Genomic DNA, 10,396 nt, shown 5'->3' on the forward strand with positions numbered 1-10,396 from the left:
GGTGTGGCGGCTCGACCAGCCACTATGCGCCGGGTACCGGCAGCGCCTGGAGCGATGCCTGGATCAAGCTGTAATCATCCGCTCGTGACCAAAAGAGAGCCATAACGACAGAGGGGGAGCCATCGGCTCCCCCTCTCGTTTATCTCTTCAACCCGGCTTAACGGGCATCTTCCTTCAGCCACTGCGCCACGCGCTTGGCGAAGTAGGTAAGGATGCCATCGGCCCCGGCCCGCTTGAAGCAGAGTAGGGACTCCATGATGCACTCCTTCTCTTTCAGCCAGCCGTTCTGGATCGCCGCCATGTGCATGGCGTACTCACCACTCACCTGATAGGCAAAGGTCGGCACGCCGAACTGATCCTTCACCTGACGGATCACGTCCAGATAGGGCATGCCCGGCTTGACCATCACGCTGTCGGCCCCTTCCTGAATATCCAGCGCCACTTCGTACAGGGCTTCGTTGCTGTTGGCCGGATCCATCTGGTAGGTGGCCTTGTTGCTCTTGCCGAGGTTGCCGGCAGAGCCGACCGCATCGCGGAACGGGCCGTAGTAGCAGGAGGCGTACTTGGCGGAGTAGGCCATGATCTGGGTGTTGATGAAGCCGTTCTCTTCCAGCGCGGCGCGGATGGCACCGATGCGGCCATCCATCATGTCGGACGGCGCGACGATATCGACCCCGGCCTCGGCATGGGAGAGCGCCTGCTTGATCAGGATCTCGGTGGTGATGTCGTTCAGCACATAGCCTTCGTCATCGATGATGCCGTCCTGACCGTGGGTGGTGAACGGATCGAGCGCCACGTCGGTGATCACCCCCAGCTCCGGGAAGCGAGCCTTGAGGGCGCGCACTGTGCGCTGGGCCAGCCCGTTCGGGTTGTAGGCCTCTTCCGCCATCAGGCTCTTGCTCTCCAGCGGAGTCACCGGGAACAGGGCAATAGCTGGTACGCCCAGCTCCACCAGCTCGGCAGCCTCTTCCAACAGCAGATCGATGGAGAGACGCTCTACCCCCGGCATGGAGGGAACGGCTTCCCGACGGTTCTCCCCCTCCAGCACGAACACCGGATAGATGAGATCGTTGACGGTCAGTACGTTCTCGCGCACCAGACGACGGCTGAAATCATGTTTGCGCAGACGGCGCAGGCGGCGGCCCGGAAAGGCGCCCGGAAGAGTTGTAGCCATGAATCACTCCTGGAGAGGAAGTTGGAAGAACGCGGCGGAGGTGGCCCGGGTATGGGCCAGCAAGGCCTCGGGCGCTTCACCACGACAGGCCGCCACCACCTGGGCGATGTGCGGCAAAAAAGCAGGTTCGTTGCGTTTCGGGCGCGGTTTCAGATCTCGCGGCACCAGATAGGGGGCATCGGTCTCGATCATCAGCCGACCGGCCGGAATACGGGCCACCTGTTCGCGCAGCAGCTGGCCGCGGCGTTCGTCGCAGAGCCAGCCAGTCACCCCTATATGCAGCCCCAGCGCCAGACACTCGTCCAGCTCCTCATCAGAACCGGTGAAGCAGTGCAGCACGGCTCCCGGTAGTTTCGGCAACCAGGGACGGAGGATCTCGATAAAACGGGCGTGGGCATCGCGGCAGTGGAGAAACACCGGCATCCGGAGCTCGGCAGCCAGTGCCAGCTGGGCGTCGAATACCGCATCCTGTACCGGACGGGGGGAGAAGTCGCGGTTGTAGTCGAGGCCGCACTCGCCAATAGCCACCACCTGCGGCAGCGCCGCCAGCTCGCGCAAGGCGGGCAGGGTCGCCGCATCGACACTCTTGGCATCGTGAGGGTGTACCCCGGCGGTGGAGAAGCAGTAGCCCGGCCAACGGGCGGCCAACCCAGCGCTCTCGCGGCTGCCAGCCAGATCGGTACCGGTGAGGATCAGCGCTTCCACTCCGGCGGCGCGGGCACGGGCCACCAGCTCAGGCTGTTCGCCGGCGAACTGGCTGCTGGTCAGGTTTAAACCGATATCGATCATGGAATGAGACGTTCCGAACAAAAGGAATACATATCAGGTATTTGAAAACCATCTACCGAATGGGGTCTTACCATACGCCTCGAACGGGAGCATGAAAAGAGGAAGGGAGCCTAAGCTCCCCTCGTTCTGCTATTCCTGCGGACTTAGTCATCCTCTCGCCGTCCGGCAAACAGGTGACGAACAGAGCCTCAGCTCTCCACATCCGGTTGTTCCTGTTGCTCTTCATCCTCTTTCTTCACGTAGAAGCGGGCGAAGAACAGACCAATCTCCCACAGCGCCCACATCGGAATGGCGAGCAGGGTCTGGGAGAAGACATCAGGCGGCGTCAGCAGCATGCCGACCACAAACACCCCGACGACAACGTAAGGACGTTTCTCCTTCAGGTTTTGCGGTGTGGTCACGCCAGTCCAGCAGAGCAGTATGGTCGCCACCGGAATTTCGAACGCCACCCCGAACGCGAAGAACAGGGTCAGTACGAAGTCCAGATAGCTGGCGATGTCGGTCGCCACCGTCACCCCGGCAGGGGCGGTACTGGTGAAGAAACCGAACACCAGCGGGAACACCACATAGTAGGCGAACGCCATCCCCGCATAGAACAACAGGGCACTGGAGACCACCAACGGCATGATCAGGCGCCGCTCATGCTGGTACAGACCGGGGGCGATAAAGGCCCAGGCCTGATAGAGCAGATAAGGGATCGCCACGAAGAAGGAGACCACCAGGGTCAGCTTGATCGGCGTCAGGAAGGGGGTCGCCACATCCGTCGCGATCATGCTGGTCCCTTCCGGCAGCTGGCTGAGCAGCGGCTGGGCCACGAAGTCGTAGATGTTGTTGGAGAAGTAGATCAGCGCCAGAAACACCACCAGAATGGCGGTAATGGAGCGCAGCAAACGGGTTCTCAGCTCAACCAGATGGCTGATCAGGGGTTGTTCGGCCTGACTCATGGCTTCACCTCCCCTTTTACTGCAGAGTCGCTGACCGGCACCGGCTCGCTCTCCCGCTGGCTGTTGACCGGCGGCACGTCGTGGCTCAGCTGCACTGCAGGCTCCACCGGCGTGACAGGCTCAGCCTGGGCGACCGGCTCAGGGCGCGGCGGACGGATCTCGTTCTCCACCTGATAGGGGCGATTGACCGACTGGGCCGCCGCTTTGAGCTGTTCGATGGACTCCTGCAGCTCGGGGCTCAGGTTGCTCATCTGCAACTGTTCGGCCTTCTTGAGGTCGTTATGCAGCTCTTGCAACTTGAGCTCCTGCTCCAGCTCGGACTTGACCGAGTTCGCGGTCGAACGAATGAGGCGGATCCAGTGGGTAGCCGTGCGGATGGCAACCGGCAGCCGCTCGGGCCCCAGTACCACCAGTGCTACCACACCGATAACGACCAGCTCCCAAAAACCGATATCGAACATGGCTTAGGCCTGGTCTTTGTCTTTCTGCTTGGCGGTCTCACTGCTCTGAGTGGCCGCTTCGTTTAGCTGTTTCGGGGGAAACTCGGCATCTTTCTGCTCGGCCTTGGCATCAGCCGGCTCGTCGGAGAGGGCTTTCTTGAACCCTTTGACCGCCGCACCCAGATCACCGCCAATGCCGCGCAGTTTCTTGGTACCGAACAGCAGCACGACGATGACTGCAATGATCAACAATTGCCAAATACTGATACCACCCATGATTTTCTCTCCAGAACAGGCGCCTGACGGCGCGGTTGTTGATTAATGGGAACGGGTTCGCAACCAGCCGACCAGCCAGCAGAGGGCTGCACCGGCGAGACTGGCTTGTCCCCACTCAATGTGTTGTTTTTGGGTCAGCAAGAATACACCCGCCAATAGCAGGCTGGCTCCAACCCCTAAGAGGTAGCGGGCCTGCCCCTGCCGACGGCTGTGACGGCGGAACTCGGCAAACATCTGGTCGAAATGACGCTGCTGATGACGGGTCTGGCGCAGGGTCTCGTAAACCAGCTCGGGCAGTTCCGGCAGCTTCTCCGCCCAGAATGGCGCCTTCTCCTTGATGGCGTTCAATACCGACTTGGGCCCCACCTGTTCGTGCATCCAGTTTTCGAGGAACGGCTTGGCGGTCTGCCACAAATCGAGCTGCGGGTAGAGCTGACGCCCCAACCCTTCCACATAGAGCAGGGTCTTTTGCAGCAGCACCAGCTGCGGCTGCACCGTCATATGGAAGCGACGCGCGGTGTTGAACAGGTTGAGCAGCACGTGACCGAACGAGATCTCGGAGAGCGGCTTCTCGAAGATAGGCTCCAGCACGGTGCGGATGGCAAACTCGAACTCGTCCACCTTGGTGTCTGCCGGTACCCAGCCCGACTCCACGTGCAGCTCCGCCACCCGACGATAGTCTCGGTTGAAGAAGGCGAGGAAGTTCTCCGCCAGATAGCGTTTGTCTTCCCGATTGAGGGTACCGACGATGCCGCAGTCGATGCCGATCCAGAGCGGGTTTTCCGGATGTTCGTAAGAGACGAAGATGTTGCCCGGGTGCATATCGGCGTGGAAGAAGCTGTCGCGGAACACCTGGGTGAAGAAGACCTCCACCCCGCGCTCGGCCAGCAGCTTCATATTGGTGCCGTTGGCTTCCAGCGCTGGAACGTCGGAGACCGGAATACCGTAGATGCGCTCCATCACCAGCACCTGCTCGCGGCAGAGATCAGTGATGATTTCAGGCACATAGAGCGCTTCGGAGCCGGTGAAGTTGCGCCGTAGCTGGATGGCGTTGGCCGCTTCGCGCATCAAATTCAGCTCGTCGAGGATGGTCTTGCGATACTCCTCCACCACCTCGATGGGGCGCAGTCGCGCGCTCTGGGGCACAAAACGGGCAACCAGACGGGCCAGCGCCTGCATCAGTCGCAGGTCGGCCTCGATGACAGGCTCGATGTCGGGACGGATCACCTTGATGACGATCTCGCGGCCACTCTCCTTCAGGCGGGCAGTATGCACCTGCGCGATGGAGGCCGACGCCAGCGGCGTCTCGTCGAAGTCGTCAAACAGGGTTTCGATGGGACAACCCAGGCTCAGCTCGATCTGCTGGCGCGCCGCCTGACCACAGAAGGGGGGCACCCTGTCTTGCAGCAGAGCCAGCTCTTCGGCGATATCCGGCGGCAACAGGTCGCGGCGGGTCGAGAGCATCTGGCCAAACTTGATGAAGATGGGGCCGAGGGCCTCGAAGGCGAGGCGGATGCGGGCACCGCGGCTGAGATCCGGTTGTTTGTTCTTGAGCCAGAACAGGGAGCGACGGGCCAGACGACCCGGCCAAGGTTGATAGCGGGCGGGCACCAGTTCGTCGATGCCCTGCTCCAGCAGGATGGTGATGATGCGATAGAGGCGTTTGAACTCCTTCGGGGTCATCAGGTCACCTGCTGTTCGAAGCGGGCCAGCCGCAGTTCGACGGCCTTGAGCTGCTGGGCCAGCACCTCGACGTCATCGTTGAAACTCGCCACTTCCAGCGGGCCGGGGGCGAGGCGGGCCTCTTCGGTCAGATATTCCGCCAGCTGGCTGCGGGTGCGGCACAGCTCGCGACCGACCAGACGACGCGCCTGACGGGCACCACTGAACAGGGTGTGGGCCAGCACGTCGCCGGTATAGCGCGACAGCTCCTCCTCCCAGTCGATATCCAGCTCACCCAGCAGCACGCTGAATGCCTGCACCAGCTGGGGATCACCGCTCAGATCCAGCTTCTCCTCGCGGATATAGCGGGTCAGGGCGGAAGGGTCTTTCAGCAGACCGAGGGCTGTCAGCGACAGGCTGAGCACCGCATCGGCCTCCCCTTCATGCTGGGCCAGCACATCGAGCCGACGCTCGGAGAAGACAAACCAGAGCGGCTTGAGTTCACGCAGCTCCAGCTTGAGCACCTTGCCCACCAGTTTGCGCAGCCGCTCCGGGCTCTGTTTGTCCAGCGCCAGCAACTGGTTGAGGCTGGTTTCGATCACCGCGGTGACCATGGCATCCATCGGCATAGGCAACCTTAAAACTTGTAACCGCGGTGCAGGGCGACCACACCCTGAGTCAGATTGAAGTACTCCACCTGCTCGAAACCGACATTTTCCATCATGCCAGCCAGGGTTTGCTGATCCGGGTGCATGCGGATGGACTCTGCCAGATATTTGTAGCTTTCACTGTCGTTCGCGACGATTTCGCCCATTTTCGGCAGCAGTTTGAAGGAGTAGAGGTCATAGAGCTTGGCGATCACTTCACTGACCGGCTTGGAGAACTCCAGCACCAGCAGACGGCCACCCGGCTTGAGCACCCGGAACATGGAGGCGAGCGCCTTGTCCTTGTCGGTGACGTTGCGCAGACCGAAGCCGATGGTGATGACGTCGAAGTGGTTATCCGGGAAGGGGAGCGCCTCGGCATTGGCCTGCACGTAGGAGACGTTGTTGGCGACCCCCAGATTGCGCAGCTTGTCGCGGCCCACTTTCAGCATGGAGTCGTTGATATCCGCCAGCACCACCTGACCGGTCTCGCCGACGATACGGGAGAACTTGGCGGTCAAGTCACCGGTACCACCGGCCAGATCCAGCACCTTCTGGCCCTTGCGCACACCGGAACAGTCGATGGTGAAGCGCTTCCACAGGCGGTGGATGCCGAACGACATCAGATCGTTCATCAGATCATACTTGGCTGCCACCGAATGGAAGACACCTGCTACCAGAGTTTCCTTCTCGGTCGCGGCCACGGTTTTAAAGCCAAAATGCGTTGTCGTTGCTTGTTCTGACATCCCTTAAACACCCATAGAGCAAAGAATGGCCGCCAGTTTACCAGAGCCACTGGCGTCCGGACACCTTAAACCCGGCTCGCAACCAACTGCATGCCCAGCACCACCATGGCCAGACAGAGGAAGAGATTGAGACCGATATTGAGCAGCGCTTTCAGATAGGCCCCATGTTGAGCCAGCACTACCGTATCGAGGGCAAAGGAAGAAAATGTGGTCAGGGCACCGAGGATCCCCACCATCAGCAGCGGCTTCATCGGGTGTTCCACCACGTGACCGTGGCTGATGAGGGCGAATGCCACCCCCATTATGAAAGAGCCCACCACGTTGACCACCAGAGTCCCGTAAGGAAAGTGGCGCCCCAGCAGCAAGGCCATCAGTTCGGCAATCCCAAAACGAAGGCAGGCGCCGATGGCGCCCCCTGCAGCAACATAGAACCAGGTTTGCATGGTGTCACTCCCTCAGGGTCAGGCCGCCATTATGTCGCAATGGCGGCCCTTGTGCCCAGAGGCGGAACTAATCGACATCCAGCCTGATTGAAATCTCAGCGGCGAAAATCGATGGGCTCTGGCTGACCCAGCACGATTTCGGTCTGGGCCGGACGGGTCTGGGCAATCACCTTGCCGTGGCGGATCGAGTAACGCACCGGCACCTGACGGCGCACCGCATCGAAGCCGTTCTCGGCAGGCAGGATCAACAGGTTGGCCGGTTTGCCCACCTCGATGCCATAGCGATCCTGCACGTTCAGGGTGCGGGCGCTGTGGCTGCTGATCAGCTTCAAGCCGTCGTTGATCTGCTCGTAGCCCATGATCTGGCAGACATGGAGCCCCATGTGCAGCACCTGCAACATGTTGGCGGTGCCCATGGGATACCAGGGATCGAACACGTCGTCGTGACCGAAGCAGACGTTGATGTTCGCCTCCAGCATCTCCTTCACCCGGGTAATACCGCGACGTTTGGGATAGGTATCGAACCGTCCCTGCAGGTGAATGTTCACCAGCGGATTGGCCACGAAGTTGATGCCTGCCATCTTGAGCAGCCGGAACAGGCGGGAAGCATAAGCGCCATTGTAGGAGTGCATGGCAGTGGTGTGACTGGCGGTGACTCTATGACCGATACCCCGCTCGTAGGCGAGAGTCGCCAGCGTCTCGATAAAACGGGACTGCTCGTCATCGATCTCGTCGCAGTGCACATCGACCAGAACCTGATACTTCTCGGCAAGATCGAAGATGTAGTGCAGACTTTCGACCCCATATTCCCGGGTAAACTCGAAGTGGGGGATCGCGCCAATCACGTCGGCACCCAGCTTGAGTGCCTCCTCCAGCAGTGCCTTGCCATTGGGGTAGGAGAGGATCCCCTCCTGCGGGAAGGCGACGATCTGCAGCTCCACCCACTCCTTCATCTCCTCCCGCACCTCCAGCATCGCCTTGAGCGCCACCAGATTGGGGTCGGAGACATCGACATGAGTACGCACAAACTGGATGCCGTTGGCGATCTGCCACTTCAGCGTCTGGATGGCACGCTGTTTCACATCCTCATGGGTCAGCAGCGCCTTGCGCTCGGCCCAGCGCTCGATCCCCTCGAACAGAGTGCCGGAGAGATTCCAGCTCGGCTCACCGGCCGTCTGGGTGGTATCGAGGTGAATGTGGGGTTCGATAAAGGGGGCGATCGCCAGACCGCCCTCCCCGTCCAGCACCCGACCGGCGACGGCATGTTCGTCATGGGGTTCGATGGCGGTGATGACCCCATCCTGACAGCGGATCTGCCACAACCCTTCCCGACCGGCCAAACGAATATGTTGAATCAGCATTTATTAGCTTCCTGTACCAGAACCGGCCGCGGGGTGAGGCGAACCAGAATGAAATAGGTGAAGGCGGCGCCCAATACCGCGTTGAGTGGCACTATGCCCGGCAGCCACTTGCCGACAGCCACCCCGACTGCCGTGGCGACCAGCGCCTGCCAGCGCACCGTCTCGAACTGCTGATCGGCAAATTGACGGTAATGCTCACGATTGAGCAGGAAATCCATGATGATAATGCCACCGATCGGCGGAATTGCCGTACTCAAAAAGGCCAGCCAGCCGACAAAGTTGTTGTAGAGCCAGAGGGCGCAAGCGGTACCGACTAGGCCGTTGATCACGCTGAGTGGCTTACTCTTGAGACCGGTAATGTTGGCAAAACCGAGGCCGGAGGCGTAGAGAGCGTTGTCGTTGGTGGTCCAAATATTGAGGCCCAGCACCAGAATGGCGGGGATCAGCAGCCCCTGCATCAGCATCACTTCCGAGATATCGGCCTGTCCGGTCACGGCCGCGCCGGCTGCACCAAAGACGAACATTAGCGTGTTGCCCAAAAAAAACGCCACCATGGTAATCATGACGGCGCCCCAGGGTTTGCGACCAAATCGAATAAAATCGGCGGTCAGGGTTCCTGCGCTAATAAAGGAACCGACCACCATGGTCAATGCCGTGGTGAACTCGATGGGATTGCTTGGTTGTACCTGCTGCAGCGCAGCCATGCCTCCGGTCGAGGTCACTGCCAGCCAGACCGAGTAACCACCGAGCAGCGCAATGGCCGGTACCGCCACAAAGCTCAACACCATCAGGGCGGAGATTCCGAAGTAGACGGTTATCGTCATCAGAATACCCGAAATGGCGATGAGCCAGTTCACATCAATGCCGGTCGCCTTCTGCACCGGCAGCGCAAACATGGCGACACCGACGCCAAACCAGCCGACCTGAGTACCGCCCAGCAGCAGGGATGGCAACCAGGAACCTTTCACCCCAAACGAGTAACGAGCAAGCAGATGGGTAGAGAGACCGGTTGAAGCACCGATATAGCCGAGACAGGCGGTGTAGATACCCAGCAGCAAGTTGCCAAGCAGTACCGCCTTGATGAAATCATCAAACACCAAGCCGGTGCCCAGCGCACCACCGGTCCACATGCTGGCAGAGAAGAAGGTCAGGCCGAGCATCACCAGCATCAACGACAGCACACCTTTGCGCCCTTTGGCGGGTACCGCCCCCAAACAGTATTCGTTATCCTGCGCCATGCTCTCTCTCCACGTAATAGGCAAAACGCGCCGGATTTTACATGGAAAACGTTTTACGTCAATCAATCATGGTTAAATCTCTGGATAAAACCATCAAAAGCAGTCAAATGAGTAACACACCGGGACTCAAATCAGCAGATAAACTGTGTCGACTGCAAGCAGAGGGGGTTACGGGAATAGGGAATGTAAGGGGATGTCACAAAAATGACAGATGCAAAAAAGCCTCCCTTTTCAGGGAGGCTTTCTATTTAATGGTGCTGATACCCAGAATCGAACTGGGGACCTCATCCTTACCAAGGATGCGCTCTACCGACTGAGCCATATCAGCACACTAACCGGTAAAGACCACGCTGGGCGTAATCTTGAAATTGGGTGCCTGGCAGTGTCCTACTCTCGCATGGCGAATGCCACACTACCATCGGCGCTACCGCGTTTCACTTCTGAGTTCGGCATGGGATCAGGTGGTTCCACGGCGCTATGGCCGCCAGGCAAATTCTTCAATCTGAGAAAGCTGACGTGAATAACGATGTTGCTCGTGGCTTGTCGTTATCACTGAATTAGTAGTTCGTTGGTTCGCTACAAGCCTTAGAACACTTCTTGGGTGTTGTATGGTTAAGCCTCACGGGTAATTAGTATGGGTTAGCTCAACACGTCGCCGCGCTTACACACCCCACCTATC

General features: G+C 59.6%; 11 protein-coding genes, 1 tRNA gene and 1 rRNA gene. All 13 read right to left on the bottom strand.

Annotated elements, in window-relative coordinates; translation table 11 throughout:
- Nucleotides 1–157: 157 nt before the first annotated feature.
- Nucleotides 158–1,174 carry a porphobilinogen synthase gene (gene hemB, locus AACR14_RS14385; protein WP_019446664.1) on the bottom strand — a complete coding sequence of 339 codons (1,017 nt, stop codon included), beginning with the start codon at nt 1,172–1,174 and terminating at the stop codon, nt 158–160.
- A 3-nt stretch (nt 1,175–1,177) separates the two neighbouring features.
- Nucleotides 1,178–1,963 carry a TatD family hydrolase gene (locus tag AACR14_RS14390; RefSeq protein WP_019446665.1) on the bottom strand — a complete coding sequence of 262 codons (786 nt, stop codon included), beginning with the start codon at nt 1,961–1,963 and terminating at the stop codon, nt 1,178–1,180.
- Between the two features lie 188 nt (nt 1,964–2,151).
- Nucleotides 2,152–2,907 (bottom strand): twin-arginine translocase subunit TatC, encoded by a 756-nt coding sequence (tatC, locus tag AACR14_RS14395; protein ID WP_005342401.1) that lies wholly within the window; start codon nt 2,905–2,907, stop codon nt 2,152–2,154.
- On the bottom strand, nt 2,904–3,368 hold the full coding sequence (gene tatB, locus AACR14_RS14400; protein WP_019446666.1) for a Sec-independent protein translocase protein TatB: 465 nt from the start codon (nt 3,366–3,368) through the stop codon (nt 2,904–2,906). The genes tatC and tatB overlap by 4 nt, the downstream gene beginning before the upstream one ends.
- A gap of 3 nt (nt 3,369–3,371) precedes the next feature.
- On the bottom strand, nt 3,372–3,623 hold the full coding sequence (gene tatA / locus AACR14_RS14405) for a Sec-independent protein translocase subunit TatA (protein WP_005339385.1): 252 nt from the start codon (nt 3,621–3,623) through the stop codon (nt 3,372–3,374).
- 42 nt (nt 3,624–3,665) lie between these two features.
- Nucleotides 3,666–5,306, bottom strand: a complete 1,641-nt coding sequence (ubiB, locus tag AACR14_RS14410) for a ubiquinone biosynthesis regulatory protein kinase UbiB (RefSeq protein ID WP_019446667.1) — start codon at nt 5,304–5,306, stop codon at nt 3,666–3,668.
- Nucleotides 5,306–5,914, bottom strand: a complete 609-nt coding sequence (locus AACR14_RS14415; protein WP_005339380.1) for a ubiquinone biosynthesis accessory factor UbiJ — start codon at nt 5,912–5,914, stop codon at nt 5,306–5,308. The genes ubiB and AACR14_RS14415 overlap by 1 nt, the downstream gene beginning before the upstream one ends.
- An 8-nt stretch (nt 5,915–5,922) precedes the next feature.
- Nucleotides 5,923–6,675: a bifunctional demethylmenaquinone methyltransferase/2-methoxy-6-polyprenyl-1,4-benzoquinol methylase UbiE gene (ubiE, locus tag AACR14_RS14420; RefSeq protein ID WP_005342396.1), complete on the bottom strand. Its 753-nt coding sequence runs from the start codon at nt 6,673–6,675 to the stop codon at nt 5,923–5,925.
- Nucleotides 6,676–6,740: 65 nt separating this feature from the next.
- The gene (gene crcB, locus AACR14_RS14425) at nt 6,741–7,118 is read right to left on the bottom strand and encodes a fluoride efflux transporter CrcB (RefSeq protein ID WP_005339378.1); all 378 of its coding nucleotides are present in this window, start codon (nt 7,116–7,118) and stop codon (nt 6,741–6,743) included.
- A 95-nt stretch (nt 7,119–7,213) separates the two neighbouring features.
- Nucleotides 7,214–8,479 (bottom strand): cytosine deaminase, encoded by a 1,266-nt coding sequence (locus AACR14_RS14430; protein WP_019446668.1) that lies wholly within the window; start codon nt 8,477–8,479, stop codon nt 7,214–7,216.
- The gene (gene codB / locus AACR14_RS14435; protein WP_019446669.1) at nt 8,473–9,717 is read right to left on the bottom strand and encodes a cytosine permease; all 1,245 of its coding nucleotides are present in this window, start codon (nt 9,715–9,717) and stop codon (nt 8,473–8,475) included. Before codB ends, AACR14_RS14430 begins: the two co-directional genes overlap by 7 nt.
- Nucleotides 9,718–9,969: 252 nt before the next feature.
- A tRNA-Thr gene (locus tag AACR14_RS14440) sits at nt 9,970–10,045 on the bottom strand.
- Nucleotides 10,046–10,091: 46 nt separating this feature from the next.
- Nucleotides 10,092–10,206, bottom strand: a 5S ribosomal RNA gene (rrf, locus tag AACR14_RS14445).
- Nucleotides 10,207–10,396: the final 190 nt, after the last annotated feature.

Origin of the sequence: Aeromonas sp. 159 (genome assembly GCF_963862045.1) — a bacterium.
Lineage (GTDB): Bacteria > Pseudomonadota > Gammaproteobacteria > Enterobacterales > Aeromonadaceae > Aeromonas > Aeromonas veronii.